The sequence below is a fragment of the Mesorhizobium sp. USDA 4775 genome, assembly GCF_054062655.1.
In genome coordinates this window covers 4,189,642-4,213,587 of the sequence record NZ_JBSSFM010000001.1, presented here as the reverse complement: position 1 = coordinate 4,213,587, position 23,946 = coordinate 4,189,642, and the positions used below count along the sequence as shown (strand labels likewise).

Here is a 23,946-nt window from a genome sequence, read left to right as displayed (position 1 = left end):
TATCAACGTCGCATGCCGGCGCTTTCGTCCCCATGTCCGTATGCCGCTGAATTTCCACACAATGGTGATTGGCAGACATGCCCGGCCGTCGCTATATCCGCCGGGGAGCGTTTGGAGTTTTGGAATGGCATTGGACATCGGCTATGTCAGCGCCGTCGGGGCGGGAGCCATCTCGTTCCTGTCGCCTTGCGTGCTGCCGCTGGTGCCGCCCTATCTCTGCTACATGGCAGGCGTGTCGGTCGACGATTTTCGCGGCAATGCCGGTGTCACGGCCCGCGAAGGCACACGCGGCGCGCTGCTCTATTCCTCGATCGCCTTTGTGCTCGGCTTCTCGACGGTGTTCGTGGCGCTCGGCGCCGGCGCCTCGACCATCGGCCGGCTGTTGCGCGTCTGGCAGGAGCCGCTGGCGATGGGCGCCGGCGTATTGATCATCCTGATGGGCCTGAATTTCCTCGGCATATTGCGCATTCCGCTGCTGTCGCGCGAGGCGCGCTTCCAGTCGCAAGGCAAGCCGGCCAGTGCCGTCGCCGCCTATGTCATGGGGCTGGCCTTCGCCTTCGGCTGGACGCCCTGTATCGGTCCGGTGCTGGGGCCGATCCTGACGCTGGCCGGCGGGCGCGAAACGGTGGGCGAGGGCGCGCTGCTGCTCGCCGCATATTCGCTCGGGCTGGGCATCCCCTTCCTGATCGCGGCGCTATTTTCCGGCGCCTTCATGCGCTTCCTCGGCAAATTCCGCGTCCATCTCGGCCGCGTCGAAAAGGCGATCGGCGCGCTGCTGGTGGTCGCCGGCGTGTTTTTCCTCACCGGCGGCGTGCAGACCGTGTCCTACTGGCTGCTGGAGAATTTCCCGGTGCTGGGCCGGCTGGGGTAGATCGCCAATGCCGCTATTGCTGTTAGGATCGAGCTGTGGACTAACTGATTAAGAGTCGGCGGCTCCGTCATCTCACCGGAATTTAACCGCATTGGTGCAGCATGGCGCCACTGCTATCCTGTGTTGATTCCCAACCCTTTTCCTATGGTTGTTCGCCTATGAGCCAGAGATCCTGCCTGTCCGTCATTCTCGCCGCCGGCGAAGGCACGCGCATGAAGAGCGCGCTGCCGAAGGTGCTGCACCAGATCGCAGGCCTGCCGATGGTCGCCCATGTGGTCAAGGCGGCCGACGCCGCAGGTGCCAGCAGCGATGCGATCGTCATCGGCCATGGTGCGGAAGAGATGCGCAAGGCGGTGGCGAAGTTCTCGCCCAAGGCCGAAACCTTCGTGCAGGAAGCGCGCTTGGGTACGGCGCATGCTGTTCTTGCCGCACGTGAAGCGATATCAAGGGGTTATGACGACATCCTGGTGATGTTCGGCGACACGCCGCTGATCGATGCGGAAGCGCTGAACTTGGCGCGGCTGAAACTCGCCGAAGGCGCGGCCGTCGCGGTGATCGGCTTCCGTCCGCCTCTTCCAAACGGCTACGGCCGGCTGGTCGAAAAAGGTGGCAAACTGATTGCCATCCGCGAGGAAAAGGACTGTTCCGAGGCGGAAAAGAAGATCGGTTTTTGCAATGCCGGCATGATGGCGGTGGCCGGCGCCCATGCGCTGAAACTGCTCGACGCGGTAGGCAACAAGAACGCCAAGGGCGAATATTATCTCACCGACATCGTCGAGATCGCCGGTGCGCAGGGCCTTGATGTCGTCGCCACCGAGGCCAGTTTCGAGAATGCGCTCGGCATCAACAACCGCGCCGAACTGGCCCAGGCCGAAGGCATCTGGCAGGCGCGCCGCCGTCAGGAGGCGATGCTGTCGGGCGTGACGCTGATCGCGCCGGAGACCGTGTATTTCTCGCACGACACCGAGATCGGCGCCGACACCATCGTCGAGCCGAATGTCTGGTTCGGCCCGGGCGTGAAGATCGCCGGCGGCGCCAAGATCCATGCCTTCAGCCATATCGAAGGCGCAACCATTGCCGCGAACTGCGATGTCGGTCCGTTCGCGCGGTTGCGGCCGGGAGCCGATCTTCGGAACAAAGCCAAGGTCGGCAATTTCTGCGAGGTCAAGCAGGCTGTCATCGAGGAGGGCGCCAAGGTCAACCATCTGACCTATATCGGCGATGCCCGCGTCGGCGCGGGGCGCCAATATCGGCGCCGGCACCATTACCTGCAATTATGACGGCTATTCGAAATTCTTCACCGATATCGGCGAGGGCGCCTTCGTCGGCTCGAACTCCTCGCTGGTGGCGCCTGTTTCGATCGGCAAGGGCGGCTACATTGCCTCGGGCAGCGTCATCACCGAAAGCGTGCCCGACGACGCGCTGGCCTTCGGCCGCGCCCGCCAGAAGACGATCCCCGGAAAGGGCAAGGAATTGCGCCAGCGCTTTGCCTCGGCCGCGGCGGCGAAGAAGAAGGCGGCTGGCGCCGATCACTAGTCTAGCGGTCAGCCGGCGGCTTTACTTCCGCCGAAGCAATCGAAAAACCGACCAATTGCAGTAACCGGATTGCAAGAGCGGTCTGGCATGGTGCATGCGTGGAGAAACGTCCGTTACACCGGACGAAATGCAATGTGACTTTCGCGGTAGGCCGGCCATCCCTAAATAGCGCTGGTTTTCCACGGGGAATCGGGGGCTGTCTACATGTGCGGTATCGTTGGAATCGTCGGCCATTCGCAGGTTGCGCCGCTCATCGTCGATGCGCTGAAGCGGCTGGAATATCGCGGCTATGACTCGGCCGGTGTGGCCACCATCGAACATGGTCAGCTCGCCCGCCGCCGCGCCGAAGGCAAGCTGATCAACCTCGAACGCCGGCTCAAGGAGGAGCCGCTCGACGGCACGATCGGCATCGGCCACACACGCTGGGCCACCCATGGCGTGCCCAACGAGACCAATGCGCATCCGCATTTTTCCGACGGCGTCGCCATCGTCCACAACGGCATCATCGAGAACTTTGCCGAGCTGCGCGACGAACTGGTCCGCGATGGCTATGCCTTCTCCTCGCAGACCGACACCGAGGTCGTGGCGCATCTGGTGGCGCGCGAGCTGGCCAAGGGGCTGAAGCCGGTCGAGGCGGCGCACCAGGCGCTGAGGCGGCTGGAAGGCGCCTTTGCGCTGGCCATCATGTTCAAGGGCGATGAGGACCTGATCGTCGGCGCCCGCAACGGCCCGCCGCTGGCCGTCGGCCATGGCGACGGCGAGATGTTCCTGGGCTCCGATGCCATTGCGCTGGCGCCATTCACCAATTCGATCACCTATCTCGAGGACGGCGACTGGGCGGTGGTGCGCCGCGACAGCGTCGCCATCTTCGACATCGACGGCAGACAAGTCGAGCGCAAGCGCCAGCAGTCGCTGTCGACCTCCTTCATGGTCGACAAGGGCAACCGCCGGCATTTCATGGAGAAGGAAATCCATGAACAGCCCGAGGTGATCTCGCACACGCTGGCGCATTATGTCGACTTCGTCTCCGGCGTCTCCAAGCCGCTCGACCTGCCGTTCGACTTCGCCAAGATCGGCCGGCTGGCGATTTCGGCCTGCGGCACCGCCTATCTCGCCGGCCTGATCGGCAAATACTGGTTCGAGCGCTATGCGCGGCTGCCGGTCGACATCGATGTCGCCTCGGAGTTCCGCTATCGCGAGATGCCGCTGTCGGCCAATGACGCCGCCTTCTTCATCTCGCAGTCGGGCGAGACCGCCGACACGCTGGCCTCGCTGCGTTATTGCCGCAAGGCCGGCATGAAGATCGGCGCCGTCGTCAATGTTCGCGAATCGACCATGGCGCGCGAATCCGACGTCGTGCTGCCGACACTGGCCGGCCCCGAGATCGGCGTCGCCTCGACCAAGGCTTTCACCTGCCAGCTGTCGGTGCTGGCCTCGCTTGCGGTGCGCGCCGGCGTGGCGCGCGGGGTGATTTCGAAGGAACAGGAAAAGACCCTGGTGCGCGCGCTTTCGGAAGCGCCGCGCTATGCCAACCAGGTGCTCAAGCTCGAAGAGCAGATCGAGCGGATCGCGCGCGAACTGTCACGCTACAAGGACGTGCTCTATCTCGGCCGCGACACCAATTTCCCGCTGGCCATGGAAGGCGCGCTGAAACTCAAGGAAATCTCCTACATCCATGCCGAGGGCTATGCGGCGGGCGAATTGAAGCATGGGCCGATCGCGCTGATCGACGAGAACATGCCGGTCATCGTCATTGCGCCGCATGACCGCATTTTCGAAAAGACCGTGTCGAACATGCAGGAAGTGGCGGCGCGCGGCGGCAAGATCATCCTGATCACCGACAGCAAAGGGGCGGCGCAGGTGAGCGTCAAGACGATGGAGACGATCATCCTGCCCGACGTACCCGAAATCATCTCGCCGATCATCTATGCGCTGCCGATCCAGATGCTGGCCTATTTCGCCGCCGTGTTCATGGGCACCGACGTCGACCAGCCCCGAAATCTGGCGAAATCCGTGACGGTGGAGTAGGGGCCTTAACAGGCGCTCTTTAAAAACTTCGCAGTTCCAAACGGCGTCCCGGTTCACTAATGTTGCGCTGCAACCCGCGCCCGGTGAACCATGTCCGATGCTCCCAAGACCTCCGGCATGACCCGGCTGAGGAACTATTTCCTCACGGGCTTCGTCGTCTGCGCGCCGCTGGCCATCACCGCCTATATCGCCTGGTCGTTCATCGGCTGGGTCGATTCCTGGGTGAAGCCCTATATTCCGGCGCGTTACAGTCCCGACACCTATCTGCCGTTCCCTGTTCCGGGGTTCGGGCTGATCGTCGCGCTGATCCTGATCACGCTGATCGGTTTCCTCACCGCCAACATCGTCGGCCGCGCCATTGTCGGTTTCGGCGAGCGCCTGCTTGGCCGCATGCCGCTGGTGCGCGGCATCTATGGCTCGCTGAAGCAGATCTTCGAGACCGTGCTGTCGAACAAGGGCGACATGTTCCGCCAGGTCGGGCTGGTCGAATATCCGCGCAAGGGCGTGTGGTCGCTGGTCTTCGTCGCCAGCGAGAAGGAAACCGAGATCAACGAGAAACTTGACCAGGAAGGCGACCCGCTGATCGCCGTGTTCATGCCCTGCACGCCGAACCCGACGACCGGGTTCCTGATGTATGTGCTGAAGTCGGACATCGTGCTGCTCGACATGACGATCGAGGACGGCGCCAAGCTGATTGTCTCGGCCGGGCTGGTGGCGCCGGAGGTGAAAAGCAAGATGGTGACGCTGAATGGCGAGCCGATCAACGGAACGGTCGCCAATCCGCCGCTGGGGCCTCATCCGGCGCGCAAGAGCCGCACGGCCTCGTCGCGGCCGAACAAATAGAGCAGCAGGCGCAGCGCCTCGCCGCGGCCGGATTGCAATTCCGGGTCGCGTGACAGGATAAGCCTTGCATCGTCGCGGGCTGCCTCCAGGAGATCGGCATGCGCCTCGATGCGCGCCACCTGGAACCCCGGTGTGCCGGACTGGCGGGTGCCCAACAGCTCGCCTTCGCCGCGCAATTTCAGGTCTTCCTCGGCGATCAAGAAGCCGTCCTCGGTCTCGCGCATCACCGACAGCCGGCGTTTTGCGGTCTCGCCGAGCGGATCCTTGTAGAGCAGCACGCAAGAGGAGGGCTTGTCGCCGCGCCCGACCCGTCCGCGTAGCTGGTGCAGCTGTGCAAGGCCGAAACGCTCGGCATGTTCGATGACCATGACGGTAGCGTCGGGCACGTCGACGCCGACCTCGATGACCGTGGTGGCGATCAGGATGCGGGTTTCGCCCTCCTTGAAGGCGCGCATCGCCTCGTCTTTCTCGGCGCCCTTCATGCGGCCGTGGACAAGGCCGATGCGGTCGCCGAACAGCGGCTTCAGCGAGGCAAAGCGATCCTCGGCCGACATCAGCTTGATCTCTTCGGACTCCTCGACCAGCGGGCAGATCCAGTAGATTTTCTGGCCGCCGGCGACGGCGTCCTGCATGCGGGCGACCAGTTCGTCGAGCCGTTCCAGCGGCAGCGTGACGGTGCGGATCGGCTGGCGACCGGCCGGCTTTTCCGTCAGCTTGGAGACATCCATGTCGCCGAAGGCGGTCAGCACCAGCGTGCGCGGGATCGGGGTGGCCGTCATCACCAGCATGTCGGGCGCATCGCCCTTGGCGGTGATGGCAAGCCGCTGATGGACGCCGAAACGATGCTGCTCGTCGATGACGGCCAGCACCAGATCGTGGAAGGTAACCGTCTCCTGGAACAGCGCGTGGGTGCCGACGACGATGTCGATCTCGCCGCTTGCCAGGCCGGCCAGTGTTTCGGTGCGTTCGCGGCCCTTTTCGCGGCCGGTGAGTATGGCGATGCGCAGCCCGACTCTGGCGGCGAGCGGCGCGATCGTCGCCAGATGTTGGCGCGCCAGGATTTCGGTCGGTGCCATCAGTGCCGCTTGGCCGCCGGCCTCGACGGCGCGCGCCATGGCAAGCAGCGCGACCACCGTCTTGCCTGAGCCGACATCGCCCTGCAGCAGCCGCAGCATGCGCTCGGGGTCGGCAAGGTCGGCATTGATTTCGGCCAGCGCGAATTCCTGGCTTGCGGTCAGCGAATAGGGAAGGGCTGCGCGCAGTTTCTCGACGATGCGGCCGTCGCCGACCAGGGGGCGGCCGGACAGGCGGCGGATCTTTGCCCGCACCAGCGCCAGCGAGACCTGGCCCGCCAGCAACTCGTCATAGGCAAGACGCCGCCAGGCCGCGCCGTCGATGGAAACGTCGATGGGATCGGCCGGATTGTGGATGCGGGTAAGCGCGTCGGCAAAGGTGGGAAAGGTGTGCCGGCGCATGAAGGCGCCGTCCTGCCACTCCGGAAATTCGGGCAGGCGCGCCAGCGCCTGGCCGATCGCGCGGCGCAGCACCTTGCCCGAGAGCCCTGCGGTGAGCGGGTAGACCGGTTCGACCAGCGGCAGGTTCTCTGCTTCGCTGGCCAGCGCGATATGGTCGGGGTGGACCATGGTCGGACGGCCGTTGAACCATTCCATGCGGCCCGAGACCACGACATGCTCGCCCACGGGCATTGCCTTTTCGAGATAGGCGGCGTGCGCATGAAAGAAGGTCAGGCCGATCTCGCCGGTATCGTCGTGGGCAAAGACCCTGTAAGGCACCGACCGGTTGCCGCGCGGCGGCGGCTGGTGACGGTCGATGCGCACGTCGAGGGTCACGATCTGGCCTTCCGCGGAACCGGCGATGCCCGGCCGGCTGCGGCGGTCGATGACGGTGTGCGGCAGCACAAACAGAAGGTCGCCCGCGCGGGCCGCTCGATCACCAAGATCCGCCGTGACGACCTTCTCGATCAGCGCGCCGACCTTGGGTCCGACGCCGGCAAGCGAAGTGATCGGAACAAACAGCGGATCGAGGATGGAAGGACGCATGATGTCAGCTTATGTCGCGACGGCCACAGCGCAAGGCTGACAGCCCCTTCTATCCACGCTATATGCGCCGCAGCAAGTGAGGATGCGCCACAATGACCGGAACGAAACGATCAAGCGAGGGGCTGGACGCCCACCGCCGCAAGCTGTTGTTCCGCTCGTGGCACCGCGGCATGCGCGAGATGGATCTCATTCTCGGCACCTTCGCCGACGCCGAGATCGGCGCCTTGACGGCTGAGGAAATCGAACAATATGAGAGGCTCCTCGACATTTCCGACACCAAATTCCTGCCGCTGATCACCGGTGAACGCCCGATCCCGGCGGATATCGATTGTCCTGTCCTGCAAAAGATCCTGGCGTCCCGCCGGACCATGACTTTCTGAACAAAAGCAATTCCAGGAAAAGTGCGAAGCGGTTTTCCCCACAGGAATTGCGACAAACAAAGACCGTGATTTGATGAGCCTCATTCCCACCATTGGTCTGCCGAAAGGCCGTGCCGGCCAGTTCATCGTCGATGGTGTCGCCGATGGATACGAGGCGTTTGCACTGGTGCAGGCCGCATTCGAGATCGCGCCCCACAAGCCGGTGCTGTTCGTGGCGCGCGACGGCCAGCGCCTGCCTGTTATCATCGAGGCACTGGCCTTTGCCGCGCCCGGACTGCCGGTGCTGGAACTGCCGGCCTGGGACTGTCTGCCCTACGATCGCGTCTCGCCCGGCTCGGATGCCGCCGCCAAGCGCCTCGACGCGCTGACGGCCATGATCGCGCTGGCGAAGAAGCCGCATCGCGCCGTCATCCTCACCACCGCCAATGCGCTGCTGCAGCGCATTCCGCCGGCTGATCTGGTCGAGGCACAGACCTTTCATGCCAGGCCCGGCAACCAGATCGACATGAACGCGCTGATTGCGCGGCTGGAAACGTCCGGCTTCGAGCGGGTGCCGACAGTTCGCGGCATCGGCGAGTTCGCGGTGCGCGGCGGCATTCTCGACCTTTTCGCGCCCGGCTGGACCGAGGCGCTCAGGCTCGATTTCTTCGGCGACACGCTGGAATCGATCCGCGTCTTCGATGCCGCCACCCAGCGCACCACCGGCCAGCGCAAGTCGATGGCGCTGCAGGCGATGAGCGAAGTGGCGCTGACGCCTGAAACCATCAGCCGCTTCCGCCGCTCCTATATCGAAGCCTTTGGCGCGCCGCAGCGCGACGACGGGCTCTACGCGGCAGTCAGTGAGGGCAGGCGGTTTGCCGGCATGGAGCATTGGCTGCCGTTCTTCTATGAGCGGCTGGAGACGGTGTTCGACTATCTGCCGGATACGCCTGTGGTTTTCGACCATCTGGCGCATGAGGCGCTGGCCGAGCGCCACACACTGATCCTCGATCACTATGAAGCGCGCAAAAAGCAGGCCGATGCTGCGCTGAAGGATGCCGTGCCCTACAAGCCGGTGGCACCGGATCTGCTCTACCTCTCGCCGGAGAACCTGATCGCCTCGCTCGGTCCACGCGAAGCGATCGACTTCACGCCCTTCGACGCGCCCGATGCCGGCGCGAAAAAGGTCTATCACGCCGGCTCGCGCCATGGCCGCAGCTTCGTCGAGGAGCGCGCCGATCCAAATATCAACGTCTTCGATGTCGTCGTCAGGCATATCGCCGACGAGCGCGCGGCACGTCGGCGTATTGTCATCGCCGGCTGGACAGAGGGTTCGCTCGACCGGCTTGGCCAGATTCTCACCGAGCATCATCTGGGCAATCTCAAGCAGGTCGAGACGCTGGCGCAAGCCGAACAGCTCGAGCCGGGGCAGGCGGCATTGGCCGTGCTGCCGCTTGAATCCGGCTTCGAGACCGAAAAACTGGTCGTCGTCGCCGAACAGGATATTTTGGGCGACCGGCTGATCCGGCGTTCCAAGCGCAAGAAGCGCGCCTCCGACTTCATCGCGGAGGCCTCTGCGCTGTCGGCCGGCGATATCGTCGTCCACACTGACCATGGCATTGGCCGCTTCATCGGCCTGCGCACCATCGAGGCGGTCGGCGCGCCGCATGACTGCCTGGAAATCCACTATGCCGGCGATGACCGGCTGTTCCTGCCGGTCGAAAACATCGAGCTTCTGTCGCGTTATGGCTCCGACTCCGCCGAGGCGACGCTGGACAAGCTGGGTGGCGGCGCTTGGCAGTCGCGCAAGGCCAAGCTGAAGCGGCGCCTGCTCGACATGGCCGGGCAGCTGATCCGTATCGCCGCCGAGCGGCAGATGCGCGCCGCGCCGGCGCTGGTGCCGGCCGAAGGTCTCTATGACGAATTCGCCGCGCGTTTCCCCTATGAGGAAACCGACGACCAGCAGACGGCCATCGACTCGGTCAGGGATGACCTCGGCGCCGGCAAGCCGATGGACCGGCTGATCTGCGGCGATGTCGGCTTCGGCAAGACCGAAGTGGCACTGCGCGCCGCCTTCATCGCGGCGATGGAAGGGTTCCAGGTCGCGGTCGTGGTGCCGACGACGCTGTTGTCACGCCAGCATTTCAAGACCTTTTCCCAGCGCTTCTCGGGCCTTCCCGTCCGCGTCGCGCAGGCCTCGCGGCTGGTCGGTGCCAAGGAACTGGCGGAGACGAAGAAGGCTCTGGCCGAGGGCCAGGTCGACATCGTTGTCGGCACCCATGCGCTGCTCGGCTCCTCGATCTCGTTCAAGAATCTCGGCCTGCTGATCATCGACGAGGAGCAGCACTTTGGCGTCAAGCACAAGGAACGGCTGAAGGATCTGAAGACCGATGTCCATGTGCTGACGCTGTCGGCGACGCCGATCCCGCGTACGCTGCAACTGGCGCTGACGGGCGTGCGCGAACTGTCGCTGATCGCCACGCCGCCGGTCGACCGCATGGCGGTGCGCACCTTCATCTCGCCTTTCGATCCGTTGGTCATTCGCGAGACGCTGCTTCGCGAGCGTTATCGTGGCGGACACTCCTTCTATGTCGTCCCGCGCATCAGCGATCTCTCGGAAATCCATGATTTCCTGAAAGAATCGGTGCCCGAACTGAAAGTGGCTGTGGCCCACGGCCAGATGCCGCCGGGCGAACTCGACGACATCATGAACGCCTTCTATGATGGGCAATACGATGTGCTTCTGTCGACCACCATCGTCGAATCCGGCCTCGACATCCCGACCGCCAACACGCTGATCATCCATCGCGCCGACATGTTCGGCCTCTCGCAGCTCTATCAGTTGCGCGGCCGCGTCGGCCGCTCCAAGGTGCGCGCCTACGCGCTGTTCACGCTGCCGGCCAACCGCAAACTGACTGACGCGGCCGAGCGCCGGCTGAAAGTGCTGCAGTCGCTCGACACGCTGGGCGCCGGCTTCCAGCTCGCCAGCCACGATCTCGATATAAGGGGCGCCGGTAATCTCTTGGGCGAAGAGCAGTCCGGCCATATCAAGGAGGTCGGCTTCGAGCTCTACCAGCAGATGCTGGAAGAGGCCGTAGCCGAGGTGAAGGATTCCGGCGAGGTCCAGGATGGCGGCTGGTCGCCGCAGATCGCCGTCGGCACGGCGGTGATGATCCCGGAAAGCTATGTGCCGGACCTGCAGCTCAGGCTGGCGCTTTACCGCCGCCTCGGCGACCTCGAAAACACCGAGGAGATCGACGCTTTCGGCGCCGAACTGATCGACCGTTTCGGCCCGCTGCCGGACGAGGTGAAGCATCTCTTGAAGATCGTCTTCATCAAGGCACTCTGCCGCAAAGCCAATGTCGAGAAGCTCGATGCGGGCCCGAAGGGCGTCGTCATTCATTTCCGCAAGCGCGAGTTCTCCAACCCGGTCGGCCTGGTCAAGTTCATCGGCGAGCAGGGTTCGCTGGCCAAGATCCGCCCCGACCACAGCGTCGTCTTCACTCGCGATTGGCCGACCGCCGAGAAGCGGCTGGCGGGCTCGGCGGTGGTCATGACGCAACTGGCGCGCCTTGTTGAGAAGGCTGTTTAGCCCACCCGACCCATTCGCCAGTGCTGAAATTCCGGTCTAGAATAGGAAATCGGCTTCGTGTATGGAGCCGCCAACCCATATAGGGGCGGAAAAGGCGGGCGAGGGTGCTCGCCGGAAAGAGTGTTGGGTGCAGCGATGACGAAATGGTCGCCGAATTCGTGGAGAGCAAAGCCGATCAAGCAGGTTCCTGCCTATCCGGACCTTGCCGCGCTGAAGAACACCGAAGCTCAGCTCGCCACCTTTCCGCCGCTGGTCTTTGCCGGTGAAGCGCGCAAGCTGACGAAGCAACTCGCGGCGGTCGCTGCCGGTGAGGCGTTCCTGCTCCAGGGCGGCGATTGCGCCGAAAGCTTTGCCGAACACGGCGCCGACAACATCCGCGACTTCTTCCGGGTCTTCCTGCAGATGTCGGTCGTCTTGACCTTCGCCGGCGCACAGCCCGTGGTGAAGGTCGGTCGCGTTGCCGGCCAGTTCGCCAAGCCGCGTTCGTCCGACAATGAGACCAAGGGCGAGGTGACGCTGCCGAGCTATCGCGGCGACATCATCAACGGCATCGAATTCGACGCCAAGTCCCGTATTCCCGATCCTGCCCGCCAGGAAATGGCGTACCGCCAGTCGGCGGCGACGCTCAACCTTCTGCGCGCCTTCGCCCAGGGCGGTTATGCCAGCCTGGAGAACGTGCATCGCTGGATGCTCGGCTTCGTCGCTGACAGCCCGCAGGGCGAAAAGTACGAGTCGCTCGCCAACCGCATCACCGAGACGATGGACTTCATGAAGGCCGTCGGCATCACCTCGGAGACCAATTACGCGCTGCGCGAGACCGATTTCTACACCAGCCATGAAGCGCTGCTGCTTGGCTATGAGGAAGCTCTGACCCGCGTCGATTCGACCTCCGGCGATTGGTATGCCACGTCAGGCCACATGATCTGGATCGGCGACCGCACACGTCAGCCCGATCATGCCCATGTCGAGTATTGCCGCGGCATCAAGAACCCGCTCGGCCTGAAATGCGGCCCGTCGCTGACCGCTGACGGCTTGCTGGAGCTGATCGACCTGCTCAACCCCGAGAACGAGCCCGGCCGGCTGACGCTGATCGCCCGCTTCGGCTCCGACAAGGTCGCCGACCATCTGCCGAAGCTGGTGCGGGCGGTGCAGAAGGAAGGCCGCAGCGTGGTCTGGTCGTCGGACCCGATGCATGGCAACACGATCGAAGCCGCCGGTTACAAGACGCGGCCGTTCGACCGCATCCTGAAGGAGGTGCAGACCTTCTTCGAGGTGCACCGCGCCGAAGGCACGCATCCGGGCGGCATCCATGTCGAGATGACCGGCAAGAACGTCACCGAATGCACGGGTGGTGCGCGCGCCATCACGGCCGAGGAATTGCAGGACCGCTACCACACGCATTGCGACCCGCGCCTCAATGCCGATCAGGCGATCGAGCTGGCCTTCCTGGTGTCGGATCTCCTGAAGAAAAGCCATCCGGTGCAGCACAAGCAGGCCGTCAACGGCTGATCCTGCCGATCCCAAACGACCAACATGCGAAGGCGCCTGAGAAATCCGGCGCCTTTTCTTGTTCCGGGACGATGTTGTCCAGGCGGTCGTCGCGTCAAACCTTACGAAAATTTATGCTGACGCGACCTGTGCAAAACAAGATTGAGGTGAAGGTTCGCCGTCGACCCAATCATCGCTGGCCAGGATTCGACGAATGGCAATGGAAGACGCTACCCAGGAGCACCTCGAGAACGCCGAGCATGCCGAACATGCCGCGCATGAGGGCAATCCCTTTCTGACCACGGTCTCCGTCACAATAGCGGTGTTGGCGGTTCTCGCCGCGACGGTCGGCAGCTTCGAGTCGCTCGAAACCGCGGAGGCGATAAACGACAAGAGCGAGGCGGCCTATCTCCAGAACAAGGCCAGCGATCAGTGGAGTTTCTTCCAGGCAAAGAGCATCAAGAAGAACAGCTATGAGATCGCGGCGGCGACGGGTGGCCCAGGAACCGACCAATTTCAGGCCGCCGCGAAGCGCAATGAAGCCGATGGTGCAGAGATCCAGGCCAAGGCGACCGAATTTGAAAAGCAGGTCGACGAAAAGCTGCGCGATAGCGACGTGCGCGAACGCCGTCATCATGTCCTGACGCTGGCGGTGACGCTGCTGCACATCTCGATCGCCGTCGCGACGCTCTCCATCATCACCCGTGGCAAGCGCTGGCCGTGGATCGGCTCGCTGGCGCTGGGGAGCTATGGCGGAAAATGGGTGATGACGGTTTGAGAAGGGCGGCGTATCGAGGCGGGTGATTGAAGCCTGCCAGAACCTCTCAAGGAGAGCGATACGCCATGAACGAGACTATCAACATTGTTCGCCTTCGTCAGCCCGACGAGATCGATGATCCCCTGACGGATGTGCTCCGCACCGGCGCGCGCAAATTGCTGGCGCAGGCGATCGAGATGGAGGCCGAAGCGTTTCTTGCCGAGATGCGGGATCTGAAGCTGCCGGACGGACGTGAGCGGCTGGTCCGGCACGGTCGCGGCCCGGAGCGGAGCATCCAGACGGGGATCGGGCCGGTGCCCGTCAGCCGGGTGAAGGTCCGGGACCGCGGCGCGACCGGCGAAGCGGACCGGGTCCGGTTTTCCTCATCGATCCTACCCAAATGGGCGCGTCGGACGCGAAGTCTGGACGCGCTGCTTCCCGTTCTTTACCTGCGCGGCGTTTCGACGGGCGACTTTCAGGAAGCTCTGGCAGCCCTGCTCGGCAAGGAGGCAGCGAACCTCTCACCCTCGGTGATCACGCGGCTGACGGCAGAGTGGACCACCGAATACGAGCGTTGGCAAAAGCGCGATCTTTCGGCGCGCCATTATGTCTATGTGTGGGCGGACGGGGTCTATCTCCAGGCGCGCATGGAAGACCATGCCGAATGCATGCTGGTGCTGATCGGCGCCACGCCTGAGGGCAAAAAAGAACTCGTCGGCTTCCAGACAGGGATTCGTGAGAGTGCGCAGAGCTGGCGCGAGCTGCTGGTCGACGTGAAGCGTCGTGGCCTGCAAATCGCGCCCGATCTTGCCGTCGGCGACGGCGCGCTTGGCTTCTGGAGCGCGCTCGATGAGGTCCTTCCCGGCACCAAGCACCAGCGGTGCTGGGTGCACAAGACAGCCAACGTGCTCAACAAGGTGCCGAACTCAATGCAGGCCGGCATGAAGACAGATCTGCGCGAAATCTTTTCCGCCCCGAACCGAGCCTCAGCCGAGACGGCGATTGCCGTCTTTGTCGAGAAATATGATGCGAAATACGGCAAGGCGGTCGACTGCCTGACCAAAGATCAGAATGCCTTGCTGGCGTTCTACGATTTCCCCGCCGAACATTGGGATCATCTGCGGACATCGAATCCCATCGAGAGCGTTTTTGCCACCGTTCGCCATCGCACGGTGCGCACGAAAGGCTCCCTATCATCGAAGACCGCAAGGCTGATGGTCTTCAAACTGGTCATGGCCGCCGCCAGGACATGGCGACGATTGAAAGGACAAAATCAGTTGCCGAAACTCATCGCAGGTGCCAGATTCCAAGATGGAATCGAGGTCATCGAATTGAAGCCGCAGAGCGCCGCTTGATCAGCCTCGTCACCCAAATTCCAGCATAGCTCGGCGCTGGGCGCCCTGGGTGTGATCGCGGCCGGCTTCGCCTATCTCTGAATTCGTCTATGTCTGATTGAGCCGGCCGGGCATCGCCATCCAATTGGAAAGAGGCCCGCATTGCCTGTCGACGGCGACTGGCGTCAGTCCTTCTTGTAGAGCAGCCAGCTCTTGCCGGCGCGGCCGGCCATCGTCGAATGTTTGGTGACGCGGTTGCGGCCGCTCACTTTCGAACGGTAGAGCGCCCGGTCGGCCTTGGTGTAGAGGTCCTCCGGGCCTTCGGCCTCGGATGCCATGCAGATGCCCATCGAGACGGTCACCGTGCCGTAATTCATGCCGGTCTGGCTGCTGGTGAACGGCGTCTGCTCGATCAGGGCGCGAATGCGCTCGGCGATCTCGTAGGTGGCGTCTTCGCTGGCACCCTCGACGATCAGCGCAAACTCCTCGCCGCCGGTGCGGGCGACGAACATGTCGCCGCGAATGCTGGTCTGGAAAATCTCGGCGATGATCTGGATGATCTTGTCGCCGACAGGATGGCCGTAGCGGTCATTGATGTCCTTGAACCGATCGATGTCGGCAAGGATCAAGGCGTTGAACAGGATGCCCTTGTTGCTGGTGTAGATCCGGGTGATTTCCTTGTCGAAGGCGCGGCGGTTCCAGATTTGGGTCAACGGATCCGTATCGGCCAGCCGCTTGTATTCCTCGAGCTTCGACTTGACGCTTTCGAGTTCGGCCGTCTTGTCGCTAAGCGTCGAAGCGATCTGCTTGCCGTGATCGATCGTCGAATTGGTGGCAACGGCCATGGCGTTGGCGATTTTTTGCAGAAGATCCTGCGAGAGCAGGCTGCGGCCACTCAGGCCATTCGATGTCTCGTCGAGGATCCTGCCGTATTTTTCGATGTGGCTGCGTTCGCTCCGCAAAAGCGCCGCGACCTCCTCGAGTTCCCGGGCGATGACGTCCCGCGCATGCTCGACGATGCCGGGGCCGTGGTTCTGGGCAAAGAAGGCGCGTCCGATCTGATCCAGTTCGTCCTGCGTCGGCCGGCTGCTCAGCGACACGACGGCGAGACTGAGTTCGCGGTTGGTGCCGCTCAATGCCTCGTAGAAGATTTCGTAGTTGCGCGGCAGGCCGAGGACGCCAAGCTGGCGCATGGTGGCAACAACCGTGGCTGCGATGTCGGTGCTTCGTTCGGTTGTGGCGGCTGCCGGCTGCATGTCTGATCCACTCTTCCCCTCGGATCCCGGCGCGGAATTTGCGGGTTCCATTGATCGCCGACCTGGGGAGCGCGACCTGATCGTCCAGAACATCTTGCGAAGAGACGCGTCCCCACCCGCCATCTTCGCTTGGCGTGACCATAGATGCGGTGGCGCTAAAGTTTCCTTAATCCGCACGACTTCCACAGGTTTTTCGCTACCTGTGGCTGTAGAAGCATAAATTTTGTACCACCATCGCGGGACAGAGCCCAGTTTTGAAGGCTTTGACTTCGAAATCCGGGCGTTGTGCTGATGGAAATGAAACTGAATTTCGAATCCGTCATGCCAATCGATGTCGCATTTGCTTGCGCGCAACCACCGCAAAGCTGGAATCCTGGCAACGATGTTGGGCGAGGTTTCTCCAGGGAGTGCCGAAATGAGTGACAGTCACCAGGGATCATGCCTGTGCGGCGCGGTCCGCTTCCGGACAAGGGGAGCATTGCGCGGCGTCGTCTACTGTCATTGCTCGCAATGCAGGAAGCAAAGCGGGCATTTCTATGCCGCGACCAACGTCGCCGACGCCGACATCGTTATCGAAGGCACGGAAAGCATCACATGGTATGAAGCGTCCGCTTTCGCCGGGCGCGGCTTCTGCAGGACATGCGGGTCCGTGCTTTTCTGGAAGCCAAGGGCTCAAGACTATATTTCGGTCATGGCGGGAGCGTTCGACAAGCCGACAGGTCTCAAGGGCGACTGTCATATCTTTGTTGGTGACAAGGGCGACTATTATTCGATCGACGACGGGCTGCCGCAGTTTGAAAAGTCGACGCCTTCGATAGCGGTCGCTGGATGAATTTTGGACGAGACGCCTTATTCCCTTGATCGGGCCGTTGCTTTATCTCGTGCCGATAACTCGGAATGAGGTTTGGGCATGCAGCGGCTGATCGACGCTTTTTTCAATTCGGTGCGGGCGTTTCGCAAGCTGGCCGCCAGCGAGAAGGCTTTCCAGCAGGAACTGATGCTGCTGGTGCTCGCCCTGCCGGCGGCGTGGTTCGTTTCGGTCTCCTGGCGCGGTTATGCCCTGCTGATCGGGGCGGTGCTGTTGCTGATCATGGTCGAGGTGCTGAACACCGGCATCGAGGCGGCCTGCGATGCCTTCAGCCGGGAGTTCAATGTCGACATCCAACTGGCCAAGGATTGCGGCTCGCTGGCGGTGCTGATCTCGGTGATCATCGTCGCCGGCGTCTGGGGCATTGCGCTCATCGAGCGGCTCACCGGCTTTCCGATCTGACCTTCCGAGTGAGGCCGGCGGCATCACTGCTCCCGGCGACGTTCCCGCTTGGCGATGTGGCGGGCGACAAGCCAGGCCAGCACGGCCACGGTGAGGCCAATGCCGAGCCCGATGAACAGCCGCTCGTGGCGCATCAGCGCCTGGCCAACGAAATGCTCGGCGCCGAGCCCGAAGACATAGCCGATCGTACTGAACAGCACCGCCCAGATCGTCGATGAGATGGCGTTGAGAATGACGAAGCGGGGTGCTGCTATGGTCGACAGGCCGGCCGCGATGCCACCGACCAGGCGCATGCCGTAGACATAGCGATTCGACAGCACGAAGATGTTGGGATGGGTGTTGAGCAGACGGTAGGCGCGGCGGAAGCCCGGCCGCCTGCGCAACCTGACGACATGGCGGTTGTCGGCGAAACTTCTGCCCAGGATGAAGAAGCAGGTGTCGCCGGCGAAGGCGCCGAGCGCTGCCGCGACAATGGCATGCCACAGCACGAAAACATTCTGGTGGGCGAAGAAACCGCCGAGGATGGCAGCACTTTCCCCTTCGGCGACGCAGCCGAGAAAGACGGCAAGCAGTCCATATTGTTCGATGAAATGATGGATCGCTTCGGTCATGGGGCCGACTGCTGCCGCGCCAGACTCTCGTCGATGCGCTTGACCGCTTCCGCCAGCCGCACGATCTCGTCGCGCATGCCGATGATCTGGCTGTGGCGCAGTTCATCGAGTTTCTCGTGCAGCGCCATGATCTCGATCTCGGCCTTCAGATTGACCTCGTAATCGTGGGCGGCGTCGATGCGGTCGCGTTCGGTCTGGCGGTTCTGCGCCATCATGATCACCGGCGCCTGCAAGGCGGCGACCATCGACAGCACCAGATTGAGGAAGATGAACGGGTAGGGGTCGAAGGCATCGCGCGTCAGAAGCCAGACATTGCCAACTGTCCAGACAATCAGGAAAGCGATGAAGCCCATGATGAAGGACCAGGAGCCGCCGATGCGGGCGATCGTATCGGCAAGGCGGTCGCCAAAGGTCTGGTGAAAAGCGACCGCCTTGTTGGTGTCCCTGGAGATCGTGGTGCGCTCGAGCGTCGATAGCAGCACCCGGCTCTCCAACTTGCTGAGGCCGTCCGGCCGTCGCTTGAGCCAGCGGTTCGCCAGGTCGTCGATTGTCTTGTACATGGCCGTCTCCGTCGTCGGTGGAGATAGACGTAGAGGCTGCCGCCTCTCGCGGGAAGTGTTACATTCAAGCCAACAGCGAGGGACCCATGGCCGATTTCCAGAAAATTCGCCTGCGCGCGGCAAAACGCAAGGGCGGCGAAGCGGAGCTTGCAACGCTGCTCGGGCCAGTGCCCGACAATGCCGCGGTCGCCGATATCCCGGACGATCGCATTCTCTCGACCATGGCCGAGCGGATCTTTGCCGCCGGTTTCGTCTGGCGCGTCATCGAGCAGAAATGGCCCGGTTTCGAAGAGGCGTTTCTGCGCTTCGAGCCGAAGCGGCTGTTGTTCCAGCCTGACGATTTCTGGCACGATCTGGCTTCCGATCAGCGCATCGTGCGCAACCCGCAGAAAATCAAATCCGTCCGCGACAACGCTGCCTTCGTCGAACGCGTGTCGAAGGAGCATGGCGGCTTCGGCGAATTCCTCGCCAATTGGCCTGCCGACGACCAGATCGGACTGATGGCCTATCTCGGCAAGCATGGCAGCCGACTGGGCGGCAATACAGGCCAGTATTTCCTTCGCTGGCTGGGCTGGGACGCCTTCGTCATCTCGGCCGATATGGCGGCAGCGCTTCGTGACGCCGGCCTCGACATCGCCGAAAGCCCGACCTCGAAGAAGGATCTCGACAAGATCCAGGCCCAGATCAATCAATGGGTGGCGGACACAGGCCTGCCGCGCCGGCACATTTCGCGCATCCTGGCGATGTCGATCGGCGAGAACCATTCTCCGCAGTCGTTGCGCGAATATATGGGCGACGACTGATCGACGGTCTCGACACGATTGACCACGTCAATCGGTCCGACACGATTGACCATGTCAATCGGTCCGGGGTTGGTCCAAGCGAACGCCATTGCGAGGCGAATTTTGCCGCGCTAAGTCAGCAGGCATGACCAAGAAGCCCGACATACTGCGCATCGCGATCGCCCAGCTCAACCCGACCGTCGGCGATGTCGCCGGCAATCTCGCCAAGGCCCGCGAGGCGAGGGCGGATGCCGCGCGCCAGGGCGCCGATCTCGTGCTCTACACAGAGCTTTTCCTTGCCGGTTATCCCCCGGAGGATCTGGTGCTGAAGCCGGCCTTCCTGAAGGCCTGCGAAAAGGCGGCGCAGGAGTTTGCCGCCGATACGTCGGATGGCGGCCCCGGCGTCATCATCGGCACGCCGCTGAAGCGTAAGAGCGGTACGCACAATTCGATCATCGTCGCCGACGCCGGCAAGATCATCGCCGAACGCTACAAGCTCGACCTGCCGAATTATGGCGAGTTCGACGAGAAGCGCGTGTTCCAGGTTGGACCCGAGATCCAGGGACCGGTCAATTTCCGTGGCGTGCGCATCGGCATTCCGATTTGCGAGGATATCTGGGGCGATGTCGGCATCTGCGAATCGCTGGCGGAAAGCGGGGCGGAAATCCTGCTGGTGCCGAACGGCTCGCCTTACTATCGCGCCAAGATCGATGTCCGCCACCAGGTGGTCATCCGTCAGGTCATCGAATGCGGGCTGCCGATCACCTATGCCAATCAGCTTGGCGGCCAGGATGAGCTGATCTTCGACGGCGCATCGTTTGCCATCGGCGCCGACAAGACATTGGCTTTCCAGATGAGCCAGTTCGAGGAAGCGGTCGACGTCATCACGTGGAAGCGCGGGGAGGACGGCTGGGTCTGCTCGGAAGGGCCGATGTCGAAGATCCCCGAGCGGGAGGAGGCCGACTATCGCGCCTGCATGCTGGGCCTGCGCGACTACGTCAACAAGAACGGCTTCAAGAATGTGGTGCTCGGCCTGTCCGGCGGCATCGATTCGGCGATCTGCGCGGCCCTTGCCGTCGACGCGCTCGGGGAAGAGCGGCTGCGCGCGGTGATGATGCCCTACCGCTACACCTCGAAGGATTCGCTCAAGGACGCCGAGGATTGCGCCCGCGCGCTCGGCTGCCGCTATGACATCGTGCCGATCTTCGAGCCGGTCGAAGGTTTCCTGCATGCGCTGACGCAGCTCTTCGAGGGCACCAAGGAAGGCATCACCGAGGAAAACCTGCAGAGCCGCGCGCGCGGCACCATCCTGATGGCGATTTCCAACAAGTTCGGCTCGATGGTGGTCACGACAGGCAACAAGAGCGAGATGTCGGTCGGCTATGCCACGCTCTATGGCGACATGAACGGCGGCTTCAATCCAATCAAGGACCTCTACAAGATGCAGGTCTACGCGCTGTCGCGCTGGCGCAACAGCCATGTGCCGCCGGGCGCGCTCGGGCCATCGGGCGAGGTCATCCCGAAGAATATTATCGACAAGGCGCCGTCGGCGGAGTTGCGCGAGAACCAGACCGACCAGGATTCGCTGCCGCCCTATCCGGTGCTGGACGACATTCTCGAATGCCTGGTCGAGAATGAGATGGGCGTCGACGATATCGTCGCGCGCGGCCATGACCGGGCGACGGTGACGCGCATCGAACACCTGCTCTACATCGCCGAATACAAGCGCCGGCAGGCGGCACCGGGTGTGAAGATCACCCGGAAGAATTTCGGCCGCGACCGCCGCTATCCCATCACCAACCGTTTCAGGGATCGTGGGTAAGCGTTCGTCCGTTGGGCGAAATAGACGGTACCGCGAGGATGCAACATGCCGGACTGTGAGATCAGCTTTGACCTCGCGCGGATCGATTTCCGTGCGACCTCCGACCTGTTGATGGCGAGCTATTGGGGGGCTGGACGCAGCGATGAGTTTCATCGCCGGGCCTTCGCCAATTCGTTCTGCGCGGCCGCCTACATCGATGGCAAGCAGGTCGGTTTCGGCAGGGCAATCACGGACCGCACGGTGTTCGCCTATCTCGCCGACATCATCGTCTGGCCGCAGAATCGCGGGCAGGGCATCGGCCAGCGGCTGGTGCAGGCACTCATCGATCATCCCGAGCTCGGTAACGTCTCGCACTGGAGCCTGTCGACCGGTGATGCGCATGGGGTCTACGAAAAGCTGGGCTTCAAGGCATCGACCGACGGTCGATACATGCGCTTGGACCGCATGCCCCAGTGATCGGCGCGGCGAACGGCTTCTGCCACCGTTGTTGCAAAATAATCGCAGTGGTTGGACCAGATATGCTTTTGGACAGAGCCCGTCTTGGCGATGCATCAGAGCGTCTCTATAAGGACCACTCCGCGATTCACTTGCGGGAGGTCCGAATGGCAGTATTTAAGATGGTAATGCGAGGCCGCGAAGCCTAGGTCTCATCCGGCGCCCCGCGAAGGTCCGTCCTTCGCATTGGAGCCGGTTTGAGCACAGGCTTTTGCCGATGCCGGTCGCCGCCCGACTACGGGCGTAACGCCAAAATATGCCACTCCGCTTCTGGGCAATCATTCGCCCCTTGCGCGGCTTCTTCAATTTTCGACCTTACTGGGATCGGGCTCGTTTGCGCCCGAATGACATCATGGCTCGTTTCAAGATCGATTTGCGCGCGAGCGCCTTTCGTAGCGTTCTTGGTTTCACGCTTACCCATTGGCGGCGCCAGCCCTGGCGGCTTTCGCTGATCATGGGTGGTTTCCTGCTGTCGACGCTGTCCGACGTCCTGACGCCGCTCTATTCCGGCCGGCTGGTCGACGCCGTCGCCAGCAGCGCCGGCGCGGACGCCATTGCCTGGAATGCCGCGATGACGGCGTTTTCGATCTTGATGGCGCTCGCCTTGACGGGCGTCGTGCTGCGGAACCTGGCGTTCATGGGCATCGTCGAACTGACGCTGAAGATGATGGCCGACATCGCCGCCGATGCCTTCCATCGCGTCCAGCGCTTTTCCACCGACTGGCACGCCAACTCGTTTGCCGGCTCGACCGTGCGCAAGGTGACGCGCGGCATGTGGGCGCTCGACCTGCTCAACGACACCATCCTGATCGCGCTGCTGCCGTCGGTGGTCATGCTCGTCGGCTCGACGCTGCTGCTTGGCTGGTTCTGGCCGCTGATGGGTGTGGTCGTCGCCGCCGGCTCGGTGCTGTTCATCATGGTGACGGCGATGCTGTCGCTTGGCTATGTCGCGCCGGCGGCCAGGCTCGCCAATACCTGGGACACGCGTCTTGGCGGTTCGCTTGCCGACGCTGTCAGCTGCAACGCCGTGGTCAAGGGCTTTGGCGCCGAGGAGCGCGAAGAGCGCCGCCTCGCCAGGGTTGTCGCCAAATGGCGGGCGCGCACGCGGCGCACCTGGGTGCGCGGCACCGTCAACGGCACCACGCAAGGGGCGCTGCTGCTGGTCATTCGCGCCGCTGTGATCGGCCTGTCGCTGCTCTTGTGGTCGTGGGGGCAGGCGAGCGCCGGCGACGTCGCCTTCGTGCTGACCTCGTTCTTCGTGCTGCAGGGCTATCTCAGGGATATCGGCACGCATATCCGCAATTTGCAGCGTTCGATCAACGACATGGAGGAACTGGTCGATTTCCAGTCCGAACCGCTCGGCATCGAGGACCGGCCCGGCGCCAGGCCGATCCGGATCACGCAAGGGTCGATCAGCTTTGACAAGGTCACTTTTCACTACGGCAATCACCGGTCGCCGCTCTATCGCGACTTTTCGGTTGATATCGCGCCGGGTGAACGCGTCGGGCTCGTCGGTCACTCCGGTTCGGGCAAGACGACCTTCGTCAAGCTGATCCAGCGGCTCTATGACGTCAATGCGGGCAAGATCCTGATCGACGGCCAGGACATCTCGCAGGTGGCGCAGGCGTCGCTGCGCGGGCAGATCGCCATCGTCCAGCAGGAGCCGATCCTGTTCCATCGCTCGCTGGCCGAAAACATCGCTTATGCTAGGCCGAGCGCGACCCAGGAGGAGATCGAGCATGCTGCGAAGCTGGCGAGCGCGCATGACTTCATCACCAGCCTGCCGAAGGGATATGGCACGCTGGTCGGCGAGCGCGGCGTGAAATTGTCGGGCGGCGAGCGGCAGCGCGTGGCGATCGCGCGCGCCTTCCTGGCCGATGCGCGCATCCTGATCCTGGACGAGGCGACGTCGAGCCTCGATTCGGAATCGGAGGTGCTGATCCAGCAGGCGATGGAGCGGCTGATGGTCGGGCGCACCACGCTGGTCATCGCCCACCGGCTGTCGACGGTGCGGGCGCTCGACAGGCTGCTGGTCTTCGATCGCGGCAACATTGTCGAAGAAGGCTCGCATGACGAGTTGATCCGGCTGAAAGGCGGCATCTACCGCCGCCTGTTCGAGCGTCAGGCGCTCGAACTGACCAAGGGACTGGTCGTTTGACCCGAGATGGCCTCCGGCATCGGCCGGAGGCCATCTCCATCAGGCGCTGTCGGCCGGAGTGACCTGCGCAGCATGCTCTTGCGGCATTCCCGCGGTTTAGACGTTTTTTACGATGCCGGGGCAC

General features: G+C 63.0%; 18 protein-coding genes and 1 pseudogene. 15 read left to right on the top strand and 4 right to left on the bottom strand.

Annotation, left to right across the window (positions count from 1 at the left end; genetic code table 11):
- Positions 1 to 124 precede the first annotated feature (124 nt).
- From ACVILI_RS20630 to ACVILI_RS20615, 4 genes and pseudogenes are all read left to right on the top strand, one after another.
- Positions 125 to 871: a cytochrome c biogenesis CcdA family protein gene (locus ACVILI_RS20630; protein ID WP_019858381.1), complete on the top strand. Its 747-nt coding sequence runs from the start codon at positions 125 to 127 to the stop codon at positions 869 to 871.
- Positions 872 to 1,029: 158 nt separating this feature from the next.
- A pseudogene (glmU, locus tag ACVILI_RS20625) lies at positions 1,030 to 2,407 on the top strand (bifunctional UDP-N-acetylglucosamine diphosphorylase/glucosamine-1-phosphate N-acetyltransferase GlmU).
- A gap of 204 nt (positions 2,408 to 2,611) precedes the next feature.
- Positions 2,612 to 4,435, top strand: a complete 1,824-nt coding sequence (glmS, locus tag ACVILI_RS20620) for a glutamine--fructose-6-phosphate transaminase (isomerizing) (RefSeq protein WP_457102580.1) — start codon at positions 2,612 to 2,614, stop codon at positions 4,433 to 4,435.
- Positions 4,436 to 4,525: 90 nt separating this feature from the next.
- Positions 4,526 to 5,278: a DUF502 domain-containing protein gene (locus tag ACVILI_RS20615; RefSeq protein ID WP_038647021.1), complete on the top strand. Its 753-nt coding sequence runs from the start codon at positions 4,526 to 4,528 to the stop codon at positions 5,276 to 5,278.
- On the opposite strand, the gene recG is transcribed toward ACVILI_RS20615, so the two are convergent.
- Entirely contained in the window at positions 5,230 to 7,338 is a 2,109-nt protein-coding gene (recG, locus tag ACVILI_RS20610) for an ATP-dependent DNA helicase RecG (protein WP_064985706.1), read from the bottom strand. The two genes, ACVILI_RS20615 and recG, sit on opposite strands and share 49 nt — an antisense overlap.
- A 92-nt stretch (positions 7,339 to 7,430) precedes the next feature.
- Between recG and ACVILI_RS20605 the strand changes: the two genes are divergently transcribed.
- The 5 genes from ACVILI_RS20605 (at position 7,431) to ACVILI_RS20585 (ending at position 14,889) form a co-directional block, all read left to right on the top strand.
- Positions 7,431 to 7,718, top strand: a complete 288-nt coding sequence (locus tag ACVILI_RS20605) for a succinate dehydrogenase assembly factor 2 (RefSeq protein ID WP_038647017.1) — start codon at positions 7,431 to 7,433, stop codon at positions 7,716 to 7,718.
- Positions 7,719 to 7,791: 73 nt separating this feature from the next.
- Positions 7,792 to 11,289, top strand: a complete 3,498-nt coding sequence (mfd, locus tag ACVILI_RS20600) for a transcription-repair coupling factor (RefSeq protein WP_240565015.1) — start codon at positions 7,792 to 7,794, stop codon at positions 11,287 to 11,289.
- Positions 11,290 to 11,424: 135 nt separating this feature from the next.
- On the top strand, positions 11,425 to 12,798 hold the full coding sequence (locus ACVILI_RS20595) for a class II 3-deoxy-7-phosphoheptulonate synthase (protein ID WP_019858372.1): 1,374 nt from the start codon (positions 11,425 to 11,427) through the stop codon (positions 12,796 to 12,798).
- 193 nt (positions 12,799 to 12,991) lie between these two features.
- The gene (locus tag ACVILI_RS20590; protein WP_457102579.1) at positions 12,992 to 13,555 is read left to right on the top strand and encodes a DUF4337 domain-containing protein; all 564 of its coding nucleotides are present in this window, start codon (positions 12,992 to 12,994) and stop codon (positions 13,553 to 13,555) included.
- Between the two features lie 65 nt (positions 13,556 to 13,620).
- Positions 13,621 to 14,889, top strand: a complete 1,269-nt coding sequence (locus tag ACVILI_RS20585; protein WP_457102496.1) for an IS256 family transposase — start codon at positions 13,621 to 13,623, stop codon at positions 14,887 to 14,889.
- A gap of 164 nt (positions 14,890 to 15,053) precedes the next feature.
- On the opposite strand, the gene ACVILI_RS20580 is transcribed toward ACVILI_RS20585, so the two are convergent.
- Positions 15,054 to 16,124 (bottom strand): diguanylate cyclase, encoded by a 1,071-nt coding sequence (locus ACVILI_RS20580; RefSeq protein WP_038647013.1) that lies wholly within the window; start codon positions 16,122 to 16,124, stop codon positions 15,054 to 15,056.
- Between the two features lie 415 nt (positions 16,125 to 16,539).
- Here ACVILI_RS20580 and ACVILI_RS20575 point away from each other — a divergent pair, with 415 nt between their 5' ends.
- The gene (locus ACVILI_RS20575; protein ID WP_027046878.1) at positions 16,540 to 16,956 is read left to right on the top strand and encodes a GFA family protein; all 417 of its coding nucleotides are present in this window, start codon (positions 16,540 to 16,542) and stop codon (positions 16,954 to 16,956) included.
- A gap of 78 nt (positions 16,957 to 17,034) precedes the next feature.
- Positions 17,035 to 17,394: a diacylglycerol kinase gene (locus ACVILI_RS20570; protein ID WP_038647011.1), complete on the top strand. Its 360-nt coding sequence runs from the start codon at positions 17,035 to 17,037 to the stop codon at positions 17,392 to 17,394.
- A 23-nt stretch (positions 17,395 to 17,417) separates the two neighbouring features.
- Here ACVILI_RS20570 and ACVILI_RS20565 read toward each other — a convergent pair whose 3' ends face one another.
- A complete protein-coding gene (locus tag ACVILI_RS20565) occupies positions 17,418 to 18,005 on the bottom strand; it encodes a DedA family protein (RefSeq protein WP_038647009.1) in 588 nt (195 codons plus the stop codon).
- Positions 18,002 to 18,565 carry a DUF1003 domain-containing protein gene (locus tag ACVILI_RS20560; RefSeq protein WP_019858366.1) on the bottom strand — a complete coding sequence of 188 codons (564 nt, stop codon included), beginning with the start codon at positions 18,563 to 18,565 and terminating at the stop codon, positions 18,002 to 18,004. Before ACVILI_RS20560 ends, ACVILI_RS20565 begins: the two co-directional genes overlap by 4 nt.
- Before the next feature lie 86 nt (positions 18,566 to 18,651).
- Between ACVILI_RS20560 and ACVILI_RS20555 the strand changes: the two genes are divergently transcribed.
- From ACVILI_RS20555 to ACVILI_RS20540, 4 genes are all read left to right on the top strand, one after another.
- The gene (locus tag ACVILI_RS20555) at positions 18,652 to 19,368 is read left to right on the top strand and encodes a DNA-3-methyladenine glycosylase I (RefSeq protein ID WP_064985699.1); all 717 of its coding nucleotides are present in this window, start codon (positions 18,652 to 18,654) and stop codon (positions 19,366 to 19,368) included.
- A gap of 124 nt (positions 19,369 to 19,492) precedes the next feature.
- Complete coding sequence (locus tag ACVILI_RS20550) at positions 19,493 to 21,169, top strand: NAD+ synthase (protein ID WP_019858362.1); 1,677 nt, start codon at positions 19,493 to 19,495, stop codon at positions 21,167 to 21,169.
- A gap of 45 nt (positions 21,170 to 21,214) precedes the next feature.
- Complete coding sequence (locus ACVILI_RS20545) at positions 21,215 to 21,625, top strand: GNAT family N-acetyltransferase (protein ID WP_019858360.1); 411 nt, start codon at positions 21,215 to 21,217, stop codon at positions 21,623 to 21,625.
- Between the two features lie 391 nt (positions 21,626 to 22,016).
- Complete coding sequence (locus tag ACVILI_RS20540; RefSeq protein WP_027046877.1) at positions 22,017 to 23,822, top strand: ABC transporter ATP-binding protein; 1,806 nt, start codon at positions 22,017 to 22,019, stop codon at positions 23,820 to 23,822.
- Positions 23,823 to 23,946: the final 124 nt, after the last annotated feature.

Coding starts and splice junctions, on each gene's coding strand:
- ACVILI_RS20630 (WP_019858381.1), top strand. CDS start 125: ATGGCATTGGACATCGGCTATGTCAGCGCCGTCGGGGCGGGAGCCATC.
- ACVILI_RS20605 (WP_038647017.1), top strand. CDS start 7,431: ATGACCGGAACGAAACGATCAAGCGAGGGGCTGGACGCCCACCGCCGC.
- ACVILI_RS20585 (WP_457102496.1), top strand. CDS start 13,621: ATGAACGAGACTATCAACATTGTTCGCCTTCGTCAGCCCGACGAGATC.
- ACVILI_RS20615 (WP_038647021.1), top strand. CDS start 4,526: ATGTCCGATGCTCCCAAGACCTCCGGCATGACCCGGCTGAGGAACTAT.
- ACVILI_RS20540 (WP_027046877.1), top strand. CDS start 22,017: ATGGCTCGTTTCAAGATCGATTTGCGCGCGAGCGCCTTTCGTAGCGTT.
- ACVILI_RS20595 (WP_019858372.1), top strand. CDS start 11,425: ATGACGAAATGGTCGCCGAATTCGTGGAGAGCAAAGCCGATCAAGCAG.
- ACVILI_RS20590 (WP_457102579.1), top strand. CDS start 12,992: ATGGCAATGGAAGACGCTACCCAGGAGCACCTCGAGAACGCCGAGCAT.
- ACVILI_RS20580 (WP_038647013.1), bottom strand. CDS start 16,124: ATGCAGCCGGCAGCCGCCACAACCGAACGAAGCACCGACATCGCAGCC.
- mfd (WP_240565015.1), top strand. CDS start 7,792: ATGAGCCTCATTCCCACCATTGGTCTGCCGAAAGGCCGTGCCGGCCAG.
- ACVILI_RS20565 (WP_038647009.1), bottom strand. CDS start 18,005: ATGACCGAAGCGATCCATCATTTCATCGAACAATATGGACTGCTTGCC.
- ACVILI_RS20555 (WP_064985699.1), top strand. CDS start 18,652: ATGGCCGATTTCCAGAAAATTCGCCTGCGCGCGGCAAAACGCAAGGGC.
- ACVILI_RS20570 (WP_038647011.1), top strand. CDS start 17,035: ATGCAGCGGCTGATCGACGCTTTTTTCAATTCGGTGCGGGCGTTTCGC.
- recG (WP_064985706.1), bottom strand. CDS start 7,338: ATGCGTCCTTCCATCCTCGATCCGCTGTTTGTTCCGATCACTTCGCTT.
- ACVILI_RS20575 (WP_027046878.1), top strand. CDS start 16,540: ATGAGTGACAGTCACCAGGGATCATGCCTGTGCGGCGCGGTCCGCTTC.
- ACVILI_RS20550 (WP_019858362.1), top strand. CDS start 19,493: ATGACCAAGAAGCCCGACATACTGCGCATCGCGATCGCCCAGCTCAAC.
- ACVILI_RS20545 (WP_019858360.1), top strand. CDS start 21,215: ATGCCGGACTGTGAGATCAGCTTTGACCTCGCGCGGATCGATTTCCGT.
- glmS (WP_457102580.1), top strand. CDS start 2,612: ATGTGCGGTATCGTTGGAATCGTCGGCCATTCGCAGGTTGCGCCGCTC.
- ACVILI_RS20560 (WP_019858366.1), bottom strand. CDS start 18,565: ATGTACAAGACAATCGACGACCTGGCGAACCGCTGGCTCAAGCGACGG.